Genomic DNA, 24,716 nt, shown 5'->3' with positions numbered 1-24,716 from the left:
GGGGTGGGGGCGGAGGACATCAGGGGATCAGATCCGGTATCCGGAGCCGGGCACGGTGACGATCACCGGGGGCTCGCCGAGCTTGCGGCGCAGGGTCATGACCGTGACCCGGACGACGTTGGTGAAGGGGTCGGTGTTCTCGTCCCAGGCCTTCTCCAGCAGCTGCTCGGCCGAGACGACCGCGCCCTCGCTGCGCATGAGGACCTCCAGGACGGCGAACTCCTTGGGCGCCAGCTGCACCTCGCGGCCGTCGCGGAAGACCTCGCGGCGGTTGGGGTCGAGCTTGATGCCGGCGCGCTCCAGGACGGGCGGCAGGGCCACGGTCGTGCGGCGGCCGAGGGCCCGCACGCGGGCGGTGAGCTCGGTGAAGGCGAAGGGCTTGGGGAGGTAGTCGTCGGCGCCGATCTCCAGGCCCTCCACGCGGTCGCTGACGTCGCCGGAGGCGGTGAGCATCAGGACGCGGGTGGGGATGCCGAGCTCGACGACCTTGCGGCAGACGTCGTCGCCGTGGACGAGCGGGAGGTCGCGGTCGAGGACGATCACGTCGTAGTCGTTGACGGCGATGCGCTCGAGGGCCGCGGCACCGTCGTACACGACGTCGACGGCCATGGCCTCCCGGCGCAGTCCGGTGGCGACGGCATCGGCGAGCAGCTGCTCGTCCTCGACGACGAGTACGCGCACGGCGTTGATCCTTCCCTTTGGGCCCGGGCGGGCAGGCTGGAGATACCCCTGTGGGTGTCTCCATCCTGCCTCGAACGTCGGTAAACCGGCTGTAAGGGGCGCCGGGGCCGACCGGCCGGCAGGCCGTTCCGCATCCGCCCCGGGGCCGGCCCCCGAGCGGTTTCCGGTCGGGTGGGGGGATTGGTTCCGGACGGGAGGTTTCCCCGCGGACGGCGTGGGGGAAGACGTCTGCACACCCGCGATCACGCCCAGTGGCGGCACGCCACCACGGCCGTCCGCCCGCGCCGGGGCAGGGGCGTGATCGATTCGCCGTCGGCACACCCCCGTGCCATCGACCCACGACGAGGGGGCGCAGCACCATGGACGCGTTCACCGCTGGCATTCTGCAGCGCATAGAGAGCACCCGCAGCGAACGGGACCAGGCCCGCAGGCTGGGCGACGAGTACACGGCCGAGGTGGAGCAGTCCGCCTTGGACGACCTGCACCGTCTCGCCGCCGAACACGGAGTCAAGGTCTCCGCGGCCTGAGCCGGAGGATCCGACGGCAGTGCCCCGGCGCCGAGCGGCGCCGGGGCACTGTCGTGTCCGGACGGGGGCCGGGGGGCGGGCTCAGCCCTGCCAGGCCCCCAGCTCCTCCAGGCGTCCCTGCAGCGTCTCGAAGAGCACCGGCGGGGCCGCCACGGTCAGCTCCGTGGAGGCGGGCTCGCCCGGCCGGCCTCCGGTCAGCGCGCCGGCCTCGCGGGCGATGAGCGCGCCGGCCGCGTAGTCCCAGGGGTTGAGTCCGCGCTCGTAGTAGCCGTTGAGCCGGCCGCAGGCCACGTCGCACAGGTCGATCGCCGCGGACCCACCGCGCCGGATGTCGCGCACCTGCGGCAGCAGGGAGCGCAGGACCTCCGCCTGGGCGGCGCGGCGCGAGGCGAGGTAGCCGAAGCCGGTGCCGATCAGGGCCTGGTCGAGGCCGGGCGCGGGCCGCACGGACAGCCGCCGCTCGCCCGCGTACGCGCCCTCGCCGAGCACGGCCCGGTAGGTCTCGCCGCGCATCGGCGCCGCCACGACGCCGACGACGGCCTCGCCGTCGAGCTCGGCCGCTATCGACACGCACCACGACGGCAGGCCGTAGAGGTAGTTCACGGTGCCGTCGATCGGGTCGATGACCCAGCGCACGCCGCTGCTGCCCTCGCTGCTCGCGCCTTCCTCGCCCAGGAGCCCGTCCTCGGGGCGGCGCTCGGCGAGGAAGCCGGTGATCAGCTTCTCGGCGGCGATGTCCATCTCGGTGACGACGTCGATCGAGCTGGTCTTGGTCGCGGCGACGCCGAGGTCGGCCGGGCGCCCGTCGCGGAGCAGTGCTCCGGCGCGCTCGGCGGCTTCGAGGGCCACGGCCAGGAGTTCTGCCTTCAGGGTGTCGCTCACGGTGCTGGTGCTCCTTACGCGTACGGGCTGTCGGCTCCGGCGGCGGCCGGGCGCGGGGCCCTGGCCGGGCAGCAGCCGACGGGACACAGGTCGTGCGAGGGTCCGAGGGCACCCAGGGCGCACCGCTCGGGGCGCTCGCCGCGCTCGCTCGCGGCCCGCTCCAGGACCAGCTCGCGGACGGCGGCGGCGAAGCGGGGGTCGGCGCCGACGGTCGCGGCGCGGGCGACCGGCAGACCGAGCTCCGCGGCCTTGGCGGCGGCCTCGGTGTCGAGGTCGTACTTGACCTCCATGTGGTCCGAGACGAAGCCGATGGGGACCATGACGACGGCCGGGACGCCGTCGGCGTGCGCGGCCTCCAGGTGGTCGCAGATGTCGGGCTCGAGCCAGGGGATGTGCGGGGCGCCGCTGCGCGACTGGTAGACGAGCCGCCAGGGGTGCTCCGTGCCGGTCTCCTCGCGGACGATCCCGGCGATGGTCCGGGCGACGTCGAGGTGCTGGGCGACGTAGGCGCCGCCGTCGCCGTGGCCGTCCGCGGGGCCGGAGGTGTCCGCGGCGGCGGTGGGGATGGAGTGGGTGGTGAAGGCCAGGTGCGCGCCCTCGCGGACGTCCTCGGGCAGCTCGGCGAGGGCCGCGAGGACGGCGTCGGCCATGGGGCGGACGAAGCCGGGGTGGTTGAAGTAGTGCCGCAGCTTGTCGACGCGGGGCGCCGCGACGCCCTCGGCCTCCAGGGCCGCGAGCGCGCCGGCCAGGTTCTCGCGGTACTGCCGGCAGCCGGAGTACGAGGCGTAGGCGCTGGTGGCGAGGGTGAGCACGCGGCGCCGGCCGTCGGCGGCGATCTCACGCAGGGTGTCGGTCAGGTACGGCGCCCAGTTGCGGTTACCCCAGTACACCGGGAGGTCGAGGCCGTGCTCGGCGAACTCCTTGCGCAGGGCGCCGAGCAGCGCACGGTTTTGGTCATTGATCGGGCTGACGCCGCCGAAGAGGAAGTAGTGCTGCCCGACCTCCTTGAGGCGCTCGCGGGGGATGCCCCGCCCGCGCGTGACGTTCTCCAGGAAGGGGACGACGTCGTCCGGGCCCTCGGGGCCGCCGAAGGAGAGCAACAGCAGGGCGTCGTAGGGGGCGTGCGCTGGCTGATCCGACATGCGTCCGATCCTGCCACCCTGCACGGACTGCCGGGAAACGGCGGTGTGCCGAACGCGTACCCACGTAAGCTGTATCGGCCAGCTACATCCCTTACGGCACCCTCGTCCCGTCCCCCTCACGACCCTCCCCGGGAGCCGTCTTGCCCAGTCCCTACCGCGAGATCTTCGCCGTTCCCGGCACCAAGGGGTTCTCGGCGGCCGGCCTCATCGGCCGGATGCCGCTGTCGATGCTGAGCATCGGCATCGTCACGATGATCTCCCAGATCACCGGCCGCTACGGGCTCGCGGGCGCCGTCTCCGCGGCCGGGGCCGTCTCCGCCGCCGTCCTCGGCCCGCAGATATCCCGGCTGGTCGACCAGTACGGGCAGCGCCGGGTGCTGCGCCCGGCGACGCTGGTGGCCCTGGCCGCCGTGGCGGGGCTGCTGGTGAGCGCGCAGCAGCGCTGGCCCGACTGGACGCTGTTCGTCTTCGCGGCGGTCGGCGGCTGCGTGCCGAGCGTGGGATCCATGGTGCGGGCCCGCTGGGCGGCGATCTACCGCGGCAGCGGGCAGCTGCACACGGCCTACGCCTTCGAGTCCGTCCTGGACGAGGTGTGCTTCATCGTCGGCCCGATCCTGTCGATCGGGCTGTCCACCAGCTGGTTCCCCGAAGCGGGCCCGCTGCTGGCCGCCGGCTTCCTCGCGATCGGCGTCCTGTGGCTGACCGCCCAGCGCGCCACCGAGCCGGAGCCGCACCCGCGCGGGGAGCACGGGGGCGGCCACGCGCTGCGCTCCCCCGGCCTGCAGGTGCTGGTGGCGACGTTCGTCGCCACGGGCATGATCTTCGGCACGTGCGATGTGGTGACCGTCGCCTACGCCGAGGCCGAGGGCCACAAGAGCATGGCGAGCCTCGTCCTCGCGGCCTACGCGCTGGGCTCCTGCCTGGCGGGCGTGGTTTTCGGACTGCTGCGCCTGAAGGGCGACATCGCCCGCCGCTGGCTCGTGGGCGTGTGTGCGATGGCCGTGAGTATGATCCCCCTCCAACTGGTCGGGAGCCTGCCGTTCCTGGCCGTGGCGCTCTTCGTCTCGGGGCTCTCGATCGCGCCGACCATGGTGACGACGATGGCCCTCGTCGAACAGCACGTACCGCGCGCGCAGCTGACCGAGGGCATGACCTGGACGAGCACGGGTCTCGCGGTCGGCGTGGCGCTGGGGTCGTCGGCCGCCGGCTGGGTGGTGGACGCCCGCGGCGCCGCCGCGGGGTACGCGGTGTCCGGGGTGGCGGGGGTGCTCGCGGCGGCGGTCGCGTTCCTGGGGTACCGCCGGCTCCGCAAGCCGGCGCCGCAGCGGCCGGGGGCACCTGTGCCGCAGGCAAGGGGAGGGTCTGACGCACATGACGGAGACGACCGGAACGACGACCTCAGCAAGGGCATCGTCGCCTAGGGCGGCCGGACCCGCCCGGTGGCGCAACTGGGCGGGGAACGTCACCGCGCACCCCGCGCGGACGGTGACCCCCGCGTCCGCCGGCGAGGTCGCGGAGGCGGTCGTACGGGCCGCGGCGGACGGCCTGCGGGTCAAGGCGGCCGGCACGGGCCACTCCTTCACCGCCGCTGCCGCCACCGACGGCCTGCTGATCCGCCCGGAGCACCTCGGGGGCCTCCACGCGATCGACCGTGCGGCGGGCACGGTGACCGTCGGGGCCGGCACCACCCTCCGGCACCTGAACGCGACGCTGTCCGCACACGGCCTGTCGCTGGCCAACATGGGCGACATCATGGAGCAGACCGTCTCGGGGGCGGTCAGCACCGGCACCCACGGCACGGGCCGCGACTCGGCGTCGCTCTCCGCCCAGGTCCGCGCCCTGGAGCTGGTCACCGCCGACGGCTCGGTGCTGACCTGTTCCGCCGACGAGAACCCGGAGGTCTTCGCCGCCGCCCGGCTGGGGCTGGGCGCGCTCGGCGTGATCACCTCCGTGACCTTCGCGGTGGAGCCCGAGTTCCTGCTCCGGGCGCGCGAGGAGCCGATGCCCCTCGACCGGGTCACCGGCGAGTTCGAGCAGCTCGTCGCCGAGAACGAGCACGTCGAGTTCTACTGGTTCCCGCACACGAGCCACTGCATAACCAAGCGCAACAACCGCAGCGCGGGCCCGCTGGACCCGCCCGGCCGGGTCGCCGCCTGGATCGACGACGAGCTCGTCTCGAACGGCCTCTTCGGCGCCCTGTGCGCCGTCGGCCGCGCCGTGCCCCCCGCCGTCCCCGGCATCGCCCGGCTCGCCGGCCGCGCCCTGTCGGCCCGCAGCTACACGGACGTGCCGTACCGCGTCTTCACCAGCCCCCGCCGCGTCCGCTTCCTGGAGATGGAGTACGCGCTGCCGCGGGAGGCCGCGATACCGGCGCTGCGCGAGCTGCGGGCCGCGATCGAGCGGTCGCGGCTGCGCGTGGCCTTCCCTGTCGAAGTCCGCACCGCCCCGGCGGACGGCATACCCCTGTCCACGGCCCAGGGCCGGGACACCGCCTACATCGCCGTGCACATGTACCGGGGCGCCCCCTACCGCGCCTATTTCCGGGCCGCCGAACAGATCATGACCGCCCACGGCGGCCGCCCGCACTGGGGCAAACTCCACAGCCGCGACGCGGGCCACCTGGCGGCGCTGTACCCCCGCTTCGCCGACTTCACCGCCCTGCGCGACCGCCTGGACCCGCAGCGCGTATTCGGCAACGACTACCTGCGGCGGGTACTGGGCGCATAAGACAGCGTTCCCCCGTGCCCCGGAAGGGGCACGGGGGAACCGCGCGACCGGCCACGACGGACCGGCACCCGGCCGACGACGGGGCGCGCCGCTACGAAACGGAGCCCGCCGCAGGCGCTCCGGCGGCGTTCTGCCCCTGGGCCGGCGGCTTGGGCGTCGTCTGTCCACCCGAGCCGCCCTGCCCGCTCGTGCCGCTCCCGCTACCGCCCTTGCCGTCCCCGCCCGTACCCCCACCCGGCGAGGTGGAAGGATCGGGCGTCGGGCCCGGCTTGGTGCTGGGCGTCGAGCCCCCGGACGACGGCGACGTCGACGGGTCCGGCGACTGCTTGCCCGCGTCACCGCCCCCGCGGGACGCGCCGGGATCGGGCGAGGAGCCGGAGCCGCCACCGGCGCCGCGCTCGGGCTCGTGCTCCGCGCCGCCGTCGTGCGAGCGCCCCGGATCCGCGGACCGCTCGGGCGCCGGGTCCTGCTGCTTCCGGCCCTTCCCGCCGTCGAAGATCTGGCTGACCGTGGTCCCCTTACCACCGTCCGCGCTGGACCCCTTGACCAGCTCGACCGCGGTGACCGTGCCCATCGCGAGGACGAAGACCGCGCCGGCGGCGATGAGGGGGCGCTTCCACCCGCGCGTCCGGGTCCCGTGGGTGGTGGCCGGGGAGTACGCGTCCGTGTACGCAAAGGAGTGTTCATCGGCGCGCGCACCGGAATGCGCGCCCGCGTACGCGCCGCCGCGCTCCGGCGACGGGGACGCCGCGTGCAACAGCCGTGTCGCGTCGTCCTGCGCGCCCCGGGTGGCCTGCGGGCTCTGCGCGTCCCGCGCCGCACGGCTGACCGCCCGCCCCGCGTCCCGCACCGGCACCTGCCGCAGTTTCGGCCGCGCCGCCTGCACGGTCGCCTCGCGAAGTTGTTCGCCGGTCCGTTTGAACACGTGCTGGAAGATCGTGCCGCCCGACGTGGCCACGACACTGACGACGCCGGCACCGATGACCGTGCCGTACACCCCGAGCTTGCCCGCGAGCAGTGCGGCGACGACCGCCGCGAGGGCGCTGCCGGCGACCTGCGCGAGGCTCAGCTCCAGGCGCTTGCCCTTCTGTTTTGCCTCGCTTTCACCTTTGTCATCCATCTCCTGCCTCTGTGTAGCTCTTGGGTCCGTCTTGCAGGGAGAAGAGACATTCGAGCGTAACGAACAGTTCCGATTCCGGCGATTGTGTGAACCTCGACACCCGTGCGACCGCCATCGCGCGCGATAGGTAGGATCAACTCCCTTCTCCCGCGTGAACTTCAATGGCGCGCCATTCCACCCCCAGTGGCCCGAATGGAGTACTGTGACGAGCCCTGGCCCCGGTGTCCCGTCCGGCTGCCTGGACCCAACGGGCGGGGCCCCACCGGCTCTCACCCCCGTCAACTCGGCAATGTTGTGGCAGGCTGCACCCGGGCAGGCCACACTCGACTAGCGGAAGCAGCGACGCACGTGACGTCGGCAGGCACCACCCGGGAGGTCCCCATGCCCGAACTGCGTGTCGTGGCCGTCTCCAACGACGGCACACGGCTGGTGCTCAAGGCTGCGGACAGCACGGAGTACACCCTCCCCATCGACGAGCGGCTGCGCGCCGCCGTGCGCAACGACCGTGCGCGTCTGGGGCAGATCGAGATCGAGGTGGAGAGCCATCTCCGCCCCCGCGACATCCAGGCCCGTATACGTGCGGGAGCCTCCGCCGAGGAGGTGGCGCAGCTCGCGGGCATCCCCGTGGAGCGGGTGCGCCGGTTCGAGGGTCCGGTCCTGGCCGAGCGCGCGTTCATGGCCGAGCGCGCCCGCAAGACGGCGGTGCGCCGCCCCGGTGAGAACACCGGTCCGCTCCTGGGCGAGGCGGTCGCCGAGCGGCTCATACTGCGCGGAGCCGAGAAGGACACCGCGCAGTGGGACTCCTGGCGCCGGGACGACGGCACCTGGGAGGTCCTGCTCGTCTACCGGGCGGCAGGTGAGCCCCGCGCGGCGAGCTGGTCGTACGACCCGCCGAGGCGGATCGTTCAAGCGATGGACGACGAGGCCCGCGCGCTCATCGGCGAGACCGACGACACGCCCGAGCCGAGCTTCCCCTTCGTGCCCCGCATCGCCCGGCTGCCGCGGGACAGGCCCCTCGACCGGTCGCTGGACCGGCAGGGCGCGTCCTCCGGTCCGTCGTCCCCTCCCGAGGCGGACGCCGAGTCCTCCGAGGAGCCGCCCGGCAAGGAGCGGGATTCGCTGACGAGCCTGCTCGAAGCGGTCCCCAGCTTCCGCGGCGACATGGTCGTCCCGGAAACGCCGTCCATGGCGCAGGCGGGTGACGAACCGTCCGACGAGCCCGAGGCGGTCGAGCCCCCGGCGCCGGCCGCGAGTGCGGGCGCCGCCTACGCGGACGTCCTGATGCCGCGGTCCGTGGCCGGCCACCGTGACCGTCTGGTCGGCACCACGGACCGTCAGGCCGAGGCCGACGGCGTCCGCCCCGGCCGCCGCGCGGCGGTCCCCAGCTGGGACGAGATCGTCTTCGGCACCCGCCGCAAGAAACAGGAGTAACCACCACGCCCGTGACTCCCCGTCAGGCCCCCGGCTCCGTCCGGGGGCGCCGACGGCAGCGCGCGCCGGCCACAGGCCGGCCACCGGACCCGACGCCGGGCCGCCCGCGAGCGGCCCGGCAAGCCCATGTGCCGGGCCACGCACGCGTGCCGGGGCAACGCCCCTGCGGCCGGCTCCGCGCCGGCGGTCCGTACGGCCCGGGCCACGCACGCGTGCCGGGGCAACGCCCCTGCGGCCGGTTCCGGGCCGCCGGTCCGTACGGCGGGGGTTCTTCTTCTCCGTGGCGGGAGGGGCCGATGGCGCCGGGCAACGCCTCTCCCCCGCACCGGCGCCCGGCCGCACGGGCCCTGTCCTGCGGTGGGGTGGCACTTCCGGCGCGGGATCGCGCGCCGGGCCGCCCGGCCGCGGGGTCAGCCCGGCTGGGGCCCCGTGGCGACGGGCCGCGAGGGGTCGGAGGACCACTCGCTCCACGAACCGACGTACAGGGCTGCCGGGACGCCCGCGACGGCCAGGGCGAGGAGCTGGTGCGCGGCGGAGACGCCGGAGCCGCAGTAGACGCCCACCTCCGTGCCGTCCACCGCGCCCAGGGCGCCGAAGCGGGCGGCCAGTTCGGCCGCGGGGCGCAGCCGCCCGTCCGCGGCCACGTTCTCCGTCGTCGGCGCCGAGACCGCGCCCGGGATGTGGCCGGCCACCGCGTCGATCGGCTCGATCTCGCCCCGGTAGCGCTCCCCCGCCCGGGCGTCCAGCAGCAGTCCGCGGCGGGCCAGCGCCGCCGCACCGTCCGCGTCGAGCAGCGGCAGCGCCCCCGGCGCCGGCACGAAGTCCCCCTCGCGCACGGGCGTCCGCTCGTCCGTGACCTCCCCGCCCTGCGCCCTCCAGGCCGCCAGGCCCCCGTCCAGGACGCGCACGGACGGATGCCCGGCCCAGCGCAGCATCCACCAGGCGCGCGCGGCCGCCCAGCCCTGTCCCCCGTCGTAGACGACGACGTCCCCGCGGGAGCCGACCCCCGCCCTGCGCATCGCCGCGCCGAACGCGTCGATGCCGGGCAGCGGATGCCTGCCCTGCTTGCCCGCGGGCCCGGCGAGTTCGCCCTCCAGGTCCACGTAGACCGCGCCGGGGATGTGCCCCGCTTCGTACTCCGGCCGGCCGGGCGGGCCGCCGAGCTGATAGCGGACGTCCAGCAGGACGGGCGGCTGTCCGCCGGCGGACGCGTCCATGAGTTCGACTGCGGAGATGATGGCATTCATGGGCCCCATCCTGACGTAGTCGGGCGGGCGGTCAACGGGCCTCTGGCGAGGTGGCGTACGGCTGATCGATACTGGGCGCCGCCGTTCACCGGGGCGCGCCCGGGCGCCGGAACGGTACCGCCCCCGCGAATCCGGGCATTCTCCTGCGGGAACCCGGGGATCCCGGCGCGGCCGGGGGGCGCGCGAGCGCAGGTGGTGCAACCATCTGGTCGTGCCCCGTCCCGTACCACCCCCGCGCGCCGCGGCCCGGCGCGGGTCGCGCGGCCACCACGATGGTCCGAGGAGAGAGTGACATGACCGAGGTTTGGGGCTCCCCCCGGCCAGGAGCGGGGGAGGCCCGGCAGGCGCCGGGCAGCCCGTGCTGGACGAGTCTCCTGGCGCACGACCTGGAGTCGATCCAGGACTTCTACGGCGGTCTGTTCGGCTGGGGCTTCTACAGCCCCGGGCCCCGCCAGCTGGGCCCCTACGTGCGCGCCACGGTCGACGGCCGCGACGTGGCGGGCCTCGGGGAGCTCGCGCCCGGCCGCCGGCTGCCGACCGCCTGGACCACCTACCTCGCGAGCGACGACGCCGACGAGGCCGCGGAGTGGATCCGCTGCTCCGGCGGCACGGTGGGGGTGGGCCCGCTGTCCGCGGAGGACGCGGGGCGGCTGGTGCTCGCCAGCGACCCGGCCGGGGCGCCCTTCGGGGTGTGGCAGGGCCAGAAGCTGACCGGCGCCCAGCTGACGGGCGTGCCCGGCACGCCCGCGTGGCACGAGCTGGTGACCCGCAGGACATCGGCGGTCGCCGGCTTCTACCGGGCCCTGTTCGGCTACGACGTCAAACCGGCCGACGCCGCGCGCTCGGCGCGCGCCACGGAGGATTCCCCGGCCGCTCCCCCGGCGGACCCGGACCCCGCCGACTACCTCACGCTGCAGCTCGACGGGCGTCCGGTCGCCGCGATCCGCGGCCTCGGCGCGGCGCTGCCGCGCGAGCGGGGCCCGCACTGGATGACGTACTTCGAGGTCGCGGACACCGATGCCGCCGCCCTGCGCGTGGCGGAGCTGGGCGGCCGGGTACTGCGGCCGCCGCACGAGGCGCCGGCCGGCCGGGTGGCGACCGTCACCGACCCCGAGGGTGCCCTCTTCACCCTTGTGCGGACGTCCCGTTGACGGGTGCGGGGTCGAGGGGCAGCACGTCGGGAGAGAGCGCCGCGGCGCGGGCCGCGGCGGCCGTCAGCCGGCGACGGTGGTGGCGCCGGCACAGCACCTCGTAACCGACCACGGTCTCCGGCTGGTTGACGTCGCCGACGACCACCTGGGCGCCCTCGACGACCATCTGCCCGCCCACCGTACGGGCGTTGTGCGTGGCCCGCGCCCCGCACCAGCACAGCGCTTCGACCTGCAGCACCTCTATGCGGTCGGCGAGTTCGACCAGGCGCTGCGAGCCGGGGAAGAGCCTGGTGCGGAAGTCGGTGGTGATGCCGAACGCGAAGACGTCGAGTTCGAGGTCGTCCACGATCCGGGCGAGCTGGTCGATCTGCTCGGCGGTCAGGAACTGCGCCTCGTCGGCGATCACGTAGTCGGCGCGGCCGCCCGCGGAGAGGTGGGCGACGATGTGCGCGTAGAAGTCGAACCCCTCGCCCGCCTCGACGGAGTCGGTGACCAGCCCGAGCCGGGAGGAGAGCTTGCCCTCGCCGGCGCGGTCGTTCCGGGTGTAGATCATCCCTTGCAGGCCGCGGGTCGAGCGGTTGTGCTCGATCTGCAGAGCGAGGGTGCTCTTTCCGCAGTCCATGGTTCCGGAGAAGAACACCAGCTCGGGCATGGGGAAGCCAATGCCTTTCATAGGTCGGGGCGTTGAGGGGCGCGGTCGTGCGGGGGCTGCGGGCTTACGGGTTCAGGCACGCACTTCGAGGAGCGGCACCAGCTGCTCCACGGGCGTCATGGAGCCGTGCAGCCCCACCATCGCGGATTCGTTCGGCTCGGTCTCGGTGGCGACGATCGCGATGTCGTCGCGGGCGGCGGCGACCACGTCGCCGATCCGGCCGTGGACGCGGTCGTCCACACCGTCGCCGGGGCGGCCGAACCAGCCCGCCTCGATCGCCTCGTCGCGGCTCGCGATCCACATCTGCTCGCCGAGCACCTCCCGCCACACCGCGAGGACGTCGGCGGCGGCGCCGGGCACCGCGTAGACGTGCCGGGCGCGGGCCTCCCCGCCGAGCAGGGCGACGCCCGCGCGCAGCTCCCAGTCCTCGTCGAAGTCGATGCGCGACTCGGGGTCGAAGGGGATGTCGATCATGCCGTGGTCGGCGGTGACGTACAGCGCCGAGCGGGGCGGCAGCTGCTCGGCGAGGCGCTGGGCGAGCCGGTCGACGTACATCAACTGGCCGCGCCACTCGTCGGAGTCGACGCCGAAGCGGTGCCCCTTGCCGTCGACGTCGCTGTAGTAGGTGTAGACGAGCGAGCGGTCCGCGGCGCCGAGCCGGTCGGCGGCGAGATCCATCCGGTCCTCGCCGGAGAGCCGGCCGTGGAAGGTGCCGCCGCTCAGCGCGATCTTCGTCAGCGGGGTGTGCTGGAAGTCCGGGGCGGAGACCTGGCAGGTGTGCACCCCGGCCGCGTCCGCGAGCTGGAAGACGGTCGGGTACGGCTGCCAGACGTGCGGTTCGGTCCAGGGCCGCCAGCGCAGCTGGTTCATCAGCTGCCCCGTGGCCGGGTCGGCGACGGTGTAGCCGGGCAGGCCGTGGGCGCCCGGCGGCAGGCCGGTGCCGACCGAGGCCAGCGACGTCGCCGTGGTCGAGGGGAAGCCGGCCGTCAGGGGCGAGCCGGTGCCGTTGTTCGAGCTCGCCATCAGCGAGTGCAGGAACGGCGCCTCGGCGGGGTGCGCGCGCAGCAGCTCCCAGCCGAGACCGTCGATCAGGAAGACGCACACGCGGTCGGCGGGAGCGAGCTCCAGGCCCGCGGAGAACCCGGGGACCCCCATGCCGGCGACGGCCGCGGGCAGCAGATCGGCCAGCGAGCCCGTGCCGTAGCGGGGCAGCGGGGCCGAGCGCGGGTCGAGCGGGGCGGGCTCGTGCCAGGCGGAGCCCGCCGTCAGGGGAGAGGACATCAGCGGGCGGTCGCCGTGCCGGCCGGGGTGGCTGCGGTGGCCTCGGAGAGGGCCTGGGCGAAGGCCAGCGTCTGGCGGACCGTGTCCGGGCCGTCGCCCGCCTCGGACACGCGCAGGCTCAGGTCGTCGGCCGTGGACGAGCCGGTGTAGCCGTGGTCCGCGTCGCAGTTGGGGTCGCCGCAGGCGGCGGGCTCCAGGTCGATCCGGGACACCGCGCCCCAGCCGATGTTCAGCACGACCTCGCGGGGCAGGGTGCCGGGCGTGTACGACTCCGGGTTGGCGACGACGCGGCTCAGCACGACCGAGGAGATCCGCTCCAGCTTCACGGATTCCGTGGAGGTGGTGGCGTACGGGGACGGCGAGGTGCCGTCGGCGGCCTGCTCGTCGGTGTGGCTGACGATGAACCGGGTGCCGGTGAGGACCAGGACCGTGACGTGGCGGCGCACCTCGTTGGAGTCGAACGTCGTCTCCTGGTGCACCAGGTACGACACGACCGGCTCCCCGCCCACTGCGGCCTCCACCGCCTCGGCCACGAGGGCCGGGTAGTAGCCGCTGCGCTCGATCGCCGCGCGCAGCCCTTGGGTCGTCGTACCGGTCTTCGCCATAAGCCCATCCTAAGGGGCCCACGGGCCCCAACCGCCCGATGCGCCCACGCCGGCCTCTCCGAGGCCGGCCCGGTGGGACGGGACTCACACCCCGGGCACCCGACGCCCCCGTCGGCCCGGGAGCTCCCCTCCCCACGAGGGCACCCGGCGGCGCCGAACCCACCGCAGCTCGTGGCGGGCTCGGGGGCGAGGGCACGGGGCGTGGTCGGGTGCAACCCCGTGGTCTGTTGCTGTCAGACCACCGGCAGGCTGCGCGGGCCCAGGTCCGTGCGGGCCGGGGCCGGGGCCAGGCGGATGGTGGCGCCCAGGACGTGGACCCCCTGGGGGGCGACGATCACCGGTTCCAGGTCGGCGCCGACGACCTCGGGGTGGTCGTCGACCAGCCGCGAGACGCGCAGCAGCAGCTCTTCCAGGGCCTTGGTGTCGACGGGCGTCGTGCCGCGCCAGCCGAAGAGCAGCGGGGCGGTGCGGATGGAGCGGATCTGCTCGGCGGCGTCGCGGTCGGTGACGGGAACGAGCCGGTGGGCCGTGTCGCCGAGCAGCAGGGAGGGCGCCCCGGCCAGCCCGAAGGACAGGACGGCCCCCGCCGCCGGGTCGATCGCGGCCCGTACGACGGTGTCGACCCCGCGCGGCGCCATGGACTGGACGACGAGCCGGGTCTCCTCGGGCTTGCCGAGGAGCTCGGTCAACTCGGCGTATGCCCGGCGCAGTTCCGCTTCGCCGCCCAGGTCGAGCCGGACGCCCCCGAGGTCGGCGCGGTGGCGCAGGTGCGGGGCGGTGGGCTTGAGAGCGACGGGGAAGCCGAGCCGCTGCGCGGCGCGCACCGCGCGGTCGGGGTCGGGCGCCGGGAGCGCGGGCAGCACGGCGATCCCGTACCGGGCGAGGAGCCGCTGGGTGTCGGGGGCGGAGAGGGTGACCGCCCGCGGCCCCTCGGGCGGCGGCGCCAGCCCGGCCCCGTGCGCCTCCAGCAGCACGCCGATGTCGGCCGCGGCCCCGGCCTCGTCGATGTCGTCGTACTCGGGCACGCGCCCCGGCTCGGCCGCGTGCCGCCGCCAGCGGGCGTACCGCGCGGCTTCGGCGAGCGCCCGGACGGCCCGCTCGGCGGCGGGGTAGGCGGGTATCCGTACGGCCGGCGCGGCGCCCTCCGCCGCCCCGGCGCCTTCGTCCGCCGGCTCGGCGAGGGCCTCGGCGAGCCCCGGGATCTCCAGGTGCACGACGGTCACCGGCTTGGCCGCGGGCGAGGCCGCGACGGCCTCGCGCAGTGCCCGCGCGAGGTCGGCCGCGGAGGCGTCCCCGACCCACGGGATGGCGGTGACGACGACGGCGTCGCACTCCTCGTCGGCCAGGACCCCGGCCAGCGCCCTGCGGAAGTCGGCGGGCCGGGCGCCGGTGGTGAGGTCGTACGGGGGCTGCGGGCGCAGGCCGTCCGTGAGGCAGGCGTCGTAGGTGAGCAGGGCGAGGGACTCGGAGTTGCCGAGGATGGCGACGCGCGGCCCGGCGGGCAGCGGCTGGGAGGCGAGGAGCAGCCCGGTGTCGGCGAGCTCGGTGACCGTGTCGACGCGGATGACGCCGGCCTGCCGGAGCAGGTCGGAGACGGTGGCGTCGGGGATCCGGGTGGTGGGCACGGCGTGCCCGGTGGGCGCGGCTCCGCCGTGGCGGGCGCCCTTGACGACGACGACCGGCTTGCGGGCGGCGGTGCGCCGGGCGAGGCGGGTGAACTTGCGGGGGTTGCCGATGGACTCCAGGTACATGAGCACGAGGTCGGTGTCGGGGTCGTCGTGCCAGTACTGCAGGAAGTCGTTGCCGGAGACGTCCGCGCGGTTGCCGGCGGAGACGAAGGTGGAGATACCGACGAGACCGGCGGCGCGCCGGTGGAGCCCGGAGAGCAGGGCGATGCCGATGGCCCCGGACTGACTGAAGAGGCCTATGCGCCCGGCGGCGGGCAGCTCGGGCGACAGGGAGGCGTTGAGGCGGACGCCGTCGGCGGTGTTGATGAGGCCGAAGGCGTTGGGCCCGATGATGCGCATCCCGTAGGAGCGGGCCTGGCGCACCAGCTCGCGCTGGCGCTCGCGCCCGTCGGCGCCGCTCTCGCCGTATCCGGCGGAGAGGACGACGAGGCCCTGGACGCCGTGCTCGCCGCATTCGGCGACGACGGAGGGCACCTGTGCGGCGGGCACGGCCACGACGGCGAGGTCGACGGGCCCGTCGATGCCGAGGACGGAGCGGTGGGCGGGCACGCCCTCGGGGTCGAGCCGGGTGAGGTCCTCGGGGAAGGCGTGGTTGACGGCGTGGACCTGCCCGGTGAAGCCGCCGGCCAGCAGGTCGCGCAGGACGGCCCGCCCCATGCCGCCGGGCGCGCGGCCGGTGCCGACGACGGCCACGGAGCCGGGGGCGAGGAGCCGCTGGACCGAGCGGGCCTCGGCGCGCTGCTCGCGGGCCCGCTGGACGGCGAGGGAGCGGTCGGTGGGCTCCAGGTCCAGTTCGAGGCGGACGACGCCGTCCTCGAAGCTGCGCTTCTGGGTGTAGCCCGCGTCCGTGAACACCTTGATCATCTTGGTGTTGGCGGGCAGCACCTCGGCGGCGAAGCGCCGGATCGCCCGCTCGCGGGCCACGGCCGCGATGTGCTCCAGGAGGGCGGAGGCGACCCCGCGGCCCTGGTGGGCGTCCTGCACGAGGAAGGCGACCTCGGCCTCGTCCGCGGGCTCGGAGGCGGGCATGCCGCGGCCGTCGATGCGGTCGTAGCGCACGGTGGCGATGAACTCGCCGCCGACGGTGGCGGCGAGGCCGACCCTGTCGACGTAGTCGTGATGGGTGAAGCGGTGCACGTCCCGGTCGGAGAGGCGGGGGTAGGGGGCGAAGAAGCGGTAGTACTTCGACTCGTCGGAGACCTGCTCGTAGAAGCTCACCAGGCGCTGGGCGTCGTCGGGGGTGATGGGGCGCAGGTGCGCGGTGCCGCCGTCGCGCAGCACGACGTCGGCTTCCCAGTGGGTGGGGTACGCGTACTCGGGCCCGGACCGCTCCGGCGTCGTCTGCATGGGGCCAGCGTAAGGCCGGGTACGGACATCCGGAGCGCTGCCCGGAGCACTCCGGGCACCGTGAGACACTGGTCTAGACAACCCCTACGACTTGAAGGGCAACACCATGGCTGAGCGCCGCGTCAACGTCGGCTGGGCCGAGGGCCTGCACGCCCGTCCCGCGTCGATCTTCGTCCGTGCGGCGACCGCCGCCGGCGTCCCCGTGACGATCGCCAAGGCCGACGGCAACCCCGTCAACGCCGGTTCCATGCTGGCCGTGCTGGGCCTGGGCGCCCAGGGTGGCGAGGAGATCGTCCTGTCCAGCGACGCCGAGGGCGCCGAGGCCGCTCTGGAGCGCCTGGCGAAGCTGGTCGCCGAGGGTCTCGAGGAGCTCCCGGAGACCGTCTGACTCGACGGAATCGCGCGCGGCGGGGCCGCGGCGGCCGATTGAGGGCCGCCGTGGCCCCGCTGTCGTTTCCCTCGCCGTTTCCCCCCGCCGCTTCCCCCGCCGTTTCCTCATTCGCACCCGGTGCGCTCCCATTCGCACCCCCGCGTGCGCCCGCGTGGAAATCCATGGCATTCCAGCGGTAACAGCCGGGCATTCCTTTGACGGAAGTCCGGCGGGAGATCATTTCCTGCGGTAACGCCGCACGTTAAATCAGGAGCCGGAGATCACCGTGCGCGCCCCCGGTCGCGCATTCCGCGCGCGGGGCGCCGGCACGGAGCGGCGCAGCCGGAATTCCCCGGGCGAGCGGTCCGCGCGGGCCGCCGCGAGGGCCCGGGCCCGCTCGGCGTCGCCGCGGGCGACGGCGTCCACGAGGGCGCCGAGGGCCTCCCAGGTGTCGACGGGGCGCACGGGCGGCTCCGCCGCGTACACCCACGCGATCTTCAGCCGGAGCTGGGTGAGCAGGGCCGCGAGGCTCGGGCTGCCGGACGCCTGGGCGAGGGTCTCGTCGAACCAGTCCCCGAGCGGCCGCAGCTCGCCCGTACGCCCGCCGCGGGCGCGCTCCTGGCCGAGCCGGACCAGACCGCGCAGCACCTTCAGATGCGCCTCCGTACGGCGCTGTGCGGCGCGCGCGGCACCCAGCGGCTCCAGCAGGGCGCGGACCTCCAGCAGATCGGCGGCCTCCTGCTCGGTGGGCTCCGCGACACAGGCGCCCGCGTGCCGCCGGGTGGTCACGAACCCCTCCGAGGCGAGGGTGCGCAACGCCTCGCGCACGGGCACGCGCGAAACGCCGTAGCGCCGCGCGAGGACTTCTTCGGTGAGCCTGCTGCCGGGTGGAAACGTGCCGGAAACAATGTCGTCACGGATCGCCGTGCACACGGCGTGCGCGGAAATGCGACGGCCGCTCTGATGCGCCGCGCCATCGCCGTGGTGCGCTGTGCCATCACCGTTCACGTACGGCCCCGCATGGGTGAACCTCCGCATAACCCCCGCGAAACGCGGCCGATTGACGCCTGTTCAGCGACTCTATTGCAGCCGCCCGCGATTTCCGACGGCGCACGTGAAGTCATCGATATGTTTTGGCCAACACGAGGGTACGACAAAGGCCCCGGCCGGTGGGCCGGGGCCTTCGTGAGGCTGAGGTGCCGCGCGCGGGGGCGCCGGCGGGTGCGTCAGAGGCTGACGCCGTGCTCGCTGAGGTAGGCGACCGGGTCGATGTCGGTGCCGTACGTGGCGCCGGTGCGGGCCTCGAAGTGCAGGTGCGGGCCGGTGACGTTGCCCGTGGCGCCGGAGAGGCCGATCTGCTGGCCGGCGGTGACCGACTGGCCGACGGAGACGTCGATGGACGACAGGTGGCCGTACTGCGTGTAGGTGCCGTCGTTGTGCTTGATGACGACGTTGTTGCCGTAGGCGCCGCCCCAGCCGGCCTCGACGATGGTGCCCGCGCCCACGGACTGCACCGAGGTGCCGGTCGCGGCGTGCATGTCGATGCCGGTGTGGCTGCCGGAGGACCACAGGCCGCTGGAGGCCTTGTAGGACGTGGAGACGTACGAGCCGGCGATCGGCGAGACGAAGGTGTTGAGACGCTTGCGCTCCTGCTCGCGGGCGACGCGCTCCTGCTCCTTGCGCTCGGCCTCGGCCTTGCGCTTGGCCTCGTCCGCGGCCTTCTTGACGTCGGCGGCCTGCTGCTTGGCGGCGGACTCGGCCTCGTGGACGGCGGTGTTCTCGGCTGCGGCGCTGGTCTGGACCTGGGCCTGCTCGCCGATGCGGCCCGCCGTGTCCTCGCCGATGACGACGGCCTGGGTCAGGCCGGTGTCCTCGGTGGGGCGGTGGGTCTCGTCGGGGGAGGCGGCCATCGCCGGGGCGGCGAGGCCCGCCACGACACCGGTGGCGGCGAGGGTGGCTATGCCCGCCGCGTTCGCGCTGACGCGAACGGCGCGGCTCGGCTTGCGGTGCTTCCCGGTGGCACGAGTGAACGCCATTGGTGAGGCTGGTCCTTTCCTTCCCTCTCGCCTACCGGGTTAGCTGACGGGTTCGGAGCAGGAAGGTCTCCTACGGATCCCTCCGGAAAGGGGCCCGATTCACCCCAGGGACACTTGGGTCCCCGGCTCCCCTGGCTCGCGCCGTACGGGGACTCGGCGATGTCTGCCCGGGCCGCGGATGCGACGCACATCTGACGGACAGACGCTTTGACGCTAGACGCCGCCACTTTCGATCGGCAAACAGAAGCCCCATTTTGTGGCCCACGCCACAACGCAGACATGCAACCACTCCGCTAAATCGGACATTTGGCAGGCACACGCGCCTCAGGGGCGCGCGTGCCTGCCGGTTGACGGGCCGCCCGGTGCGGGCGGCCCGCCGGGGGTCAGCCCGTGATCACCGTCACGTCGCCGATGCCGAGGGCCCGGACGGGCTCCTCGATCTGCGCGGCGTCGCCGACGAGCACCGTCACCAGACGGTCGACCGGGAAGGCGCTCACCGCGGCCGCGGTGGCCTCCACCGTGCCCGTGGCGGCGAGGCGCTCGTACAGCTGGGCCTGGAAGTCGTCCGGCAGGTGCTGCTCGACCTGGTCGGCCAGGGTGCCCGCGACGGCCGCCGCCGTCTCGAACTTCAGCGGGGCGACGCCCACCAGGTTCTGCACGGCGGAGTCGCGCTCCTCGTCCGTCAGGCCCTCGGCGGCGAGGGTGCGCAGGACGGTCCACAGGTCCGCGAGCGCCGGGCCGGTGGAGGCGGTGTCCACCGAGCCGCTGATGGCGAGCATGGCGGCGCCGGTGCCCTCCGGAGTGGACAGCAGCACCTGGCCGAAGGCCCGGACGCCGTAGGTGTAGCCCTTCTCCTCGCGCAGGACGCGGTCCAGGCGGGAGGTGAGGGTGCCGCCGAGGCAGTACGTGCCGACGCTCTGCGCGGGCCAGACCCGGTCGTGCCGGTCGGCACCGATGCGGCCGATGAGGAGCTGCGTCTGGACCGCGCCGGGGCGGTCCACGATGACGACGCGGCCGGTGTCGTCCGCGGTGACCGGCTTGAGGGGGTACGGCTCGGCCGGGGAGCCCGTCCAGGCGCCGAGGGAGTCGGCGAGGGCCGCTTCGAGGTCGACCCCGGTGAAGTCGCCGACGACCACGGCGGTCGTGGTGGCGGGGCGGACGTGGGCCTCGTAGAAGGCCCGCACGGAGGCGGCGTCGATGCGGGCGACGGTCTCCTCGGTGCCCTGGCGGGGGCGCGACATCCGCGAGCCGGCCGGGAAGAGCTCCTTGGAGAGCGCCATGGCGGCCCGGCGGGCGGGGTTGGCCAGCTCGTGCGGGATCTCGTCCAGGCGGTTGCCCACCAGGCGCTCGACCTCGTGGTCGGGGAAGGCGGGGGCGCGCAGCGCGTCGGCCACGAGGCCGAGGGCCTTGCCCAGCCGGGAGGCGGGGACCTCCAGGGACAGGCGCACGCCGGGGTGGTCCGCGTGGGCGTCGAGCGTGGCGCCGCAGCGCTCCAGCTCGGCGGTGAACTCCTCGGCGGTGTGCTTGTCGGTGCCCTCGGACAGGGCGCGCGCCATGATGGTGGCGACGCCGTCGAGGCCCTCCGGCTCCGCGGCGAGGGGGGCCACCACGTTGATGTCGACGGCGACGACCTGCTGGCCCGGGCGGTGGCAGCGCAGCACCGTCAGGCCGTTGGGGAGCGTGCCGCGCTCGGGGGCGGGGAAGGCCCAGGGGGCCGCGGGGCCGGCCTGGGGCTGCGGGTGGAACTGCATGGAGGGCTGGGTGGTGTCAGCGGCCACGGCGTCGCTCACTTGGCCGTCTCCTCTTCTTCTTCGGCGTTCTCGTCGGCGGCGGGGGCGACGGCCTCGGTGGGCTCGGTGGGCTCGTACACCAGCACGGCGCGGTTGTCGGGGCGCAGGCGGGCCTGGGCGACCTGCCGCACCTCCTCCGGCGTGATGTCCAGCACGCGCTGCACGGCGGTGAGGGCGAGCTGGGGGTCACCGAACAGCACCGCGAAGCGGCACAGTTCGTCGGCGCGGCCGCTGACGGTGGAGAGGCGGTCCAGCCACTCGCGCTCCAGCTGGGCCTGGGCGCGCTCCATCTCCGCCGGGGTCGGGCCCTCGGCGGCGAAGCGGGCGAGCTCCTCGTCGACGGCGGCCTCGATGGCGGCCACCTCCGCGCCGCCGGACGCCTTGACGTCCAGCCAGCCCAGCGAGGGGGCTCCGGCGAGCCGCAGCAGGCCGAAGCCGGCGGCGACGGCGGAGCGGTCGTGGCGCACCAGGCGGTTGTGCAGGCGGGAGGACTCGCCGCCGCCGAGGACGGTGACGGCCAGGTCGGCGGCGTCGGCCTCGCGGGAGCCGTCCTGCGGGAGGCGGTAGGCGGCCATCATGGCGCGGGCCGGGACCTCCTCCTCGACGACCTGGCGCAGCTCCTCGCCGATGATGTCGGGCAGGCTGCCGTCGCGCGGGGGCTGCTTGCCGTCGTGCGCGGGGATCGAGCCGAAGTACTTCTCGATCCAGGCGAGGGTCTGCTCGGGGTCGATGTCGCCGACGACGGACAGGACGGCGTTGCCCGGGGCGTAGTAGGTGCGGAAGAAGGCGCGGGCGTCCTCCAGGGAGGCCGCGTCGAGGTCGGCCATGGAGCCGATCGGGGTGTGGTGGTACGGGTGGCCGTCCGGGAAGACCATGGCGGTCAGCCGCTCGAAGGCCGTGCCGTAGGGGACGTTGTCGTAGCGCTGGCGGCGCTCGTTCTTGACGACGTCGCGCTGGTTCTCCATCGACTCGTCGTCGAGGGCGGTGAGCAGGGAGCCCATCCGGTCGGCCTCGAGCCACAGGGCCAGCTCCAGCTGGTGGGCCGGCATGGTCTCGAAGTAGTTGGTGCGCTCGAAGCTGGTGGTGCCGTTGAGGGAGCCGCCGGCGCCCTGAACCAGCTCGAAATGGCCGTTCCCCTTGACCTGTGCCGAGCCCTGGAACATAAGGTGCTCGAAGAGGTGGGCGAGGCCGGTGCGGCCCTTGACCTCATGGCGCGAGCCGACGTCGTACCAGAGGCAGACGGCGGCGACCGGGGTCAGATGGTCTTCGGAGAGCACCACCCGCAGGCCGTTGGCCAGGCGGTGCTCGGTCGCTGTGAGGCCGCCGGTACCGGCCTGTTGCGTGGCCGTGTGACCCATGGGCATGTACGTCCCTTCGATCGCTTGAAATCTCGCGCCGGTGCGCGATGACTCGCGTGATGAGCAGTGCTGTCACTGTATGCAAGCGCGCTGACATCCGGCGAAGTTCCCGGCGCGGTGCCCCCTTACGGACGGGTCGTGTCCGGTGTTGTCAGTGGCGCGGTCCACAATGGTCCGCGTCAGCACCCTGCCTCGGCAATCGATCGAAGGAGCCGCAGCCGCGATGGCCCGCCGCAGCACGAAGACCCCGCCGCCGGAGAACTTCGAGGAGCGCATCCTCGACATCGACGTCGTCGACGAGATGCAGGGTTCCTTCCTCGAGTACGCCTACTCCGTCATCTACTCCCGGGCCCTGCCCGACGCGCGCGACGGTCTCAAGCCGGTCCACCGCCGGATCCTCTTCCAGATGAACGAGATGGGCCTGCGCCCCGACCGCGGCTACGTGAAGTGCGCCCGCGTCGTGGGCGAGGTGATGGGCAAGCTCCACCCGCACGGTGACGCCTCCATCTACGACGCCCTGGTGCGCATGGCGCAGCCGTTCTCCATGCGCGTGCCGCTGGTCGACGGCCACGGCAACTTCGGCTCCCTCGGCAATGACGACCCGCCCGCGGCCATGCGCTACACCGAGGCCCGGATGGCGTCGGCGACGTCCCTGATGACGGAGTCGATCGACGAGGACACCGTCGATTTCACGCCGAACTACGACGGCAGCGAGCAGGAGCCCGTGGCCCTGCCGGCCGCCTATCCCAACCTCCTGGTCAACGGCTCGTCCGGCATCGCGGTCGGCATGGCGACGAACATGCCGCCGCACAACCTCGGCGAGGTCATCGCGGCCGCCCGGCACCTGATCAAGCACCCGGGCGCCGACCTCGACACGCTGATGAAGTTCATCCCCGGCCCGGACCTGCCGACGGGCGGCCGGATCGTCGGCCTCGGCGGCGTGCGCGACGCCTACGAGACGGGCCGCGGCACGTTCAAGATCCGGGCGACCGTCTCGGTGGAGACCGTGACGGCCCGCCGCAAGGGCCTGGTCGTCACCGAGCTGCCCTTCACCGTCGGCCCCGAGAAGGTCGTCTCCAAGATCAAGGACCTGGTCGGCTCGAAGAAGCTCCAGGGCATCGCCGACGTCAAGGACCTCACCGACCGCGCCCACGGCCTGCGCCTGGTCATCGAGATCAAGAACGGCTTCAACCCCGAGGCCGTCCTGGAGCAGCTCTACAAGCTCACGCCGATGGAGGAGTCCTTCGGCATCAACAACGTCGCCCTGGTCGACGGCCAGCCGCTGACCCTGGGCCTCAAGGAGCTCCTGGAGGTCTACGTCGACCACCGCTTCGAGGTGGTGCGGCGGCGCAGCGAGTTCCGGCGCGGCAAGCGGCGCGACCGGCTGCACCTGGCCGAAGGCCTCCTGGTGGCCCTGCTCGACATCGACGAGGTCATCAGGATCATTCGATCGAGTGAGAACGCGGCGGAGGCCAAGCAGGCCCTCATCGCCCGGTTCTCCCTCTCCGAGGTGCAGACGCAGTACATCCTGGACACGCCGCTGCGCCGCCTGACGAAGTTCGACCGCGTCGAGCTCGAGGCGGAGCGCGACAAGCTCACCGGGGAGATCGAGGAGCTGACGCGGATCCTGGAGTCCGACGCGGAGCTGCGCAAGCTGGTCTCGGGCGAACTGGCCGATGTCGCGAAGAAGTTCGGCACCGACCGCCGCACGGTCCTGCTGGAGTCGGCGGGTGCCCCGGCGTCCGCGGTCCCGCTGCAGGTCGCCGACGACCCGTGCCGCGTGCTGATGTCCTCCACCGGCCTGCTGGCCCGCACGGCCACCGGCGAGCCCTTCCCGCCCGCCGCGGGCGAGGCCAAACGCGTCAAGCACGACGTGATCGCCTCCGCCGTGCCGGCCACGGCCCTGGGCGAGGTGGGCGCGGTGACGTCGGCCGGGCGTCTGCTGCGGATGCGGGTGATCGACCTGCCGCAGCTTCCGGAGACGGCGGCGGCGCCCACCCTGTCGGGCGGCGCGCCGGTGTCGGAGTTCCTGACGCTGGAGGACGGCGAGACGGTCGTCTGCCTGACCACGCTGGACGAGTCCTCGCCGGGTCTCGCGATCGGTACGGAGCAGGGCGTCGTCAAGCGCGTGGTCCCCGACTATCCGGCCAACAAGGACGAGCTGGAGGTCATCGGCCTCAAGGACGGCGACCGCATCGTCGGCGCCGCCGAGCTGCGGACGGGCGAGGAGGACCTGGTCTTCGTCACCGACGACGCCCAGCTGCTGCGCTATCCGGCCTCGCAGGTGCGGCCGCAGGGGCGGCCCGCGGGCGGCATGGCGGGCATCAAGCTCTCCTCGGGCGCGAAGGTGATCTCCTTCACCGCCATCGACCCGGCGGCCGACGCGGTGGTGTTCACCCAGGCCGGTACGCGGGGCACCCTGCTGGGCGCCTCGGAAGGCACGGCGAAGCTGACCCCCTTCGACCAGTACCCGCGCAAGGGCCGGGCGACGGGCGGCGTGCGCTGCCAGCGCTTCCTGAAGGGCGAGGACTGCCTGGTCATGGCCTGGGCGGGGGCCGCCCCGGCGCGGGCGGCGGATGCGAAGGGCGCCCCGGCGGAGCTGCCGGAGGCCGACCCGCGGCGGGACGGCTCGGGCACTCCCCTGGCGAAGCCGGTGAAGGCGGTGGCGGGCCCGGTGTAAG

20 protein-coding genes and 1 riboswitch are annotated in these 24,716 nt (G+C 74.0%); of the genes, 7 read left to right on the top strand and 13 right to left on the bottom strand.

The genetic code is table 11. From position 1 onward, the window contains the following. Positions 1-27: 27 nt before the first annotated feature. Positions 28-681, bottom strand: coding sequence for a response regulator transcription factor (locus ACSNOG_RS11065; RefSeq protein WP_436752409.1), 654 nt, complete (start codon positions 679-681; stop codon positions 28-30). Between the two features lie 359 nt (positions 682-1,040). Between ACSNOG_RS11065 and ACSNOG_RS11060 the strand changes: the two genes are divergently transcribed. Further along, a complete protein-coding gene (locus ACSNOG_RS11060) occupies positions 1,041-1,208 on the top strand; it encodes a hypothetical protein (protein ID WP_436752408.1) in 168 nt (55 codons plus the stop codon). Between the two features lie 81 nt (positions 1,209-1,289). On the opposite strand, the gene ACSNOG_RS11055 is transcribed toward ACSNOG_RS11060, so the two are convergent. Next, positions 1,290-2,090 (bottom strand): inositol monophosphatase family protein, encoded by an 801-nt coding sequence (locus tag ACSNOG_RS11055; RefSeq protein ID WP_436752407.1) that lies wholly within the window; start codon positions 2,088-2,090, stop codon positions 1,290-1,292. A gap of 14 nt (positions 2,091-2,104) precedes the next feature. Further along, positions 2,105-3,232, bottom strand: a complete 1,128-nt coding sequence (locus ACSNOG_RS11050) for a ferrochelatase (protein WP_436752406.1) — start codon at positions 3,230-3,232, stop codon at positions 2,105-2,107. A 140-nt stretch (positions 3,233-3,372) separates the two neighbouring features. On the opposite strand from ACSNOG_RS11050, the gene ACSNOG_RS11045 reads away from it, so the two are divergent. Beyond that, positions 3,373-4,653 (top strand): MFS transporter, encoded by a 1,281-nt coding sequence (locus tag ACSNOG_RS11045; protein ID WP_436752405.1) that lies wholly within the window; start codon positions 3,373-3,375, stop codon positions 4,651-4,653. Then, positions 4,604-5,959, top strand: a complete 1,356-nt coding sequence (locus ACSNOG_RS11040) for a D-arabinono-1,4-lactone oxidase (RefSeq protein WP_436752404.1) — start codon at positions 4,604-4,606, stop codon at positions 5,957-5,959. Before ACSNOG_RS11045 ends, ACSNOG_RS11040 begins: the two co-directional genes overlap by 50 nt. Positions 5,960-6,050: 91 nt before the next feature. On the opposite strand, the gene ACSNOG_RS11035 is transcribed toward ACSNOG_RS11040, so the two are convergent. Continuing rightward, on the bottom strand, positions 6,051-7,079 hold the full coding sequence (locus ACSNOG_RS11035; RefSeq protein ID WP_436752403.1) for a hypothetical protein: 1,029 nt from the start codon (positions 7,077-7,079) through the stop codon (positions 6,051-6,053). Positions 7,080-7,427: 348 nt separating this feature from the next. Here ACSNOG_RS11035 and sepH point away from each other — a divergent pair, with 348 nt between their 5' ends. Then, positions 7,428-8,510, top strand: coding sequence for a septation protein SepH (gene sepH / locus ACSNOG_RS11030; protein ID WP_436752402.1), 1,083 nt, complete (start codon positions 7,428-7,430; stop codon positions 8,508-8,510). Positions 8,511-8,920: 410 nt separating this feature from the next. Here the strand turns inward: sepH and ACSNOG_RS11025 are convergent, their stop codons facing one another. Continuing rightward, positions 8,921-9,757, bottom strand: coding sequence for a sulfurtransferase (locus tag ACSNOG_RS11025; protein ID WP_436752401.1), 837 nt, complete (start codon positions 9,755-9,757; stop codon positions 8,921-8,923). Between the two features lie 293 nt (positions 9,758-10,050). Here ACSNOG_RS11025 and ACSNOG_RS11020 point away from each other — a divergent pair, with 293 nt between their 5' ends. Beyond that, a complete protein-coding gene (locus ACSNOG_RS11020) occupies positions 10,051-10,908 on the top strand; it encodes a VOC family protein (RefSeq protein WP_436752400.1) in 858 nt (285 codons plus the stop codon). Here ACSNOG_RS11020 and ACSNOG_RS11015 read toward each other — a convergent pair. The 4 genes from ACSNOG_RS11015 to ACSNOG_RS11000 all read right to left on the bottom strand — a co-directional run bounded on the left by ACSNOG_RS11015 (position 10,883) and on the right by ACSNOG_RS11000 (position 16,481). Then, positions 10,883-11,560, bottom strand: coding sequence for a thymidine kinase (locus ACSNOG_RS11015; protein WP_436752399.1), 678 nt, complete (start codon positions 11,558-11,560; stop codon positions 10,883-10,885). The two genes, ACSNOG_RS11020 and ACSNOG_RS11015, sit on opposite strands and share 26 nt — an antisense overlap. 72 nt (positions 11,561-11,632) lie before the next feature. After that, a complete protein-coding gene (locus ACSNOG_RS11010) occupies positions 11,633-12,841 on the bottom strand; it encodes an alkaline phosphatase family protein (protein WP_436752398.1) in 1,209 nt (402 codons plus the stop codon). Continuing rightward, positions 12,841-13,446, bottom strand: coding sequence for a DUF5998 family protein (locus ACSNOG_RS11005; protein WP_436752397.1), 606 nt, complete (start codon positions 13,444-13,446; stop codon positions 12,841-12,843). Before ACSNOG_RS11005 ends, ACSNOG_RS11010 begins: the two co-directional genes overlap by 1 nt. Positions 13,447-13,679: 233 nt before the next feature. Continuing rightward, the gene (locus ACSNOG_RS11000) at positions 13,680-16,481 is read right to left on the bottom strand and encodes a bifunctional acetate--CoA ligase family protein/GNAT family N-acetyltransferase (protein ID WP_436752396.1); all 2,802 of its coding nucleotides are present in this window, start codon (positions 16,479-16,481) and stop codon (positions 13,680-13,682) included. 106 nt (positions 16,482-16,587) lie between these two features. On the opposite strand from ACSNOG_RS11000, the gene ACSNOG_RS10995 reads away from it, so the two are divergent. Continuing rightward, positions 16,588-16,869: an HPr family phosphocarrier protein gene (locus ACSNOG_RS10995; protein ID WP_436752395.1), complete on the top strand. Its 282-nt coding sequence runs from the start codon at positions 16,588-16,590 to the stop codon at positions 16,867-16,869. 249 nt (positions 16,870-17,118) lie between these two features. Here ACSNOG_RS10995 and ACSNOG_RS10990 read toward each other — a convergent pair whose 3' ends face one another. From ACSNOG_RS10990 to ACSNOG_RS10975, 4 genes are all read right to left on the bottom strand, one after another. Continuing rightward, positions 17,119-17,784 (bottom strand): GntR family transcriptional regulator, encoded by a 666-nt coding sequence (locus ACSNOG_RS10990; RefSeq protein WP_436752394.1) that lies wholly within the window; start codon positions 17,782-17,784, stop codon positions 17,119-17,121. A 293-nt stretch (positions 17,785-18,077) separates the two neighbouring features. Further along, a complete protein-coding gene (locus ACSNOG_RS10985; protein ID WP_436752393.1) occupies positions 18,078-18,887 on the bottom strand; it encodes a M23 family metallopeptidase in 810 nt (269 codons plus the stop codon). A 13-nt stretch (positions 18,888-18,900) separates the two neighbouring features. Beyond that, positions 18,901-19,056: riboswitch (cyclic di-AMP (ydaO/yuaA leader) on the bottom strand. Between the two features lie 214 nt (positions 19,057-19,270). Further along, positions 19,271-20,638 carry a M16 family metallopeptidase gene (locus ACSNOG_RS10980; RefSeq protein ID WP_436752413.1) on the bottom strand — a complete coding sequence of 456 codons (1,368 nt, stop codon included), beginning with the start codon at positions 20,636-20,638 and terminating at the stop codon, positions 19,271-19,273. Between the two features lie 35 nt (positions 20,639-20,673). Further along, the gene (locus ACSNOG_RS10975) at positions 20,674-22,035 is read right to left on the bottom strand and encodes a M16 family metallopeptidase (protein WP_436752412.1); all 1,362 of its coding nucleotides are present in this window, start codon (positions 22,033-22,035) and stop codon (positions 20,674-20,676) included. Between the two features lie 223 nt (positions 22,036-22,258). On the opposite strand from ACSNOG_RS10975, the gene ACSNOG_RS10970 reads away from it, so the two are divergent. Beyond that, complete coding sequence (locus ACSNOG_RS10970) at positions 22,259-24,715, top strand: DNA gyrase/topoisomerase IV subunit A (RefSeq protein ID WP_436752392.1); 2,457 nt, start codon at positions 22,259-22,261, stop codon at positions 24,713-24,715. Position 24,716 lies beyond the last annotated feature (1 nt).

The sequence above is a fragment of the Streptomyces sp. URMC 124 genome, from assembly GCF_051386455.1.
Classification (GTDB): domain Bacteria; phylum Actinomycetota; class Actinomycetes; order Streptomycetales; family Streptomycetaceae; genus Streptomyces.
The sequence above is the reverse complement of the archived record's forward strand: the minus strand, read 5'-3'. Positions and strand labels throughout refer to the sequence as shown.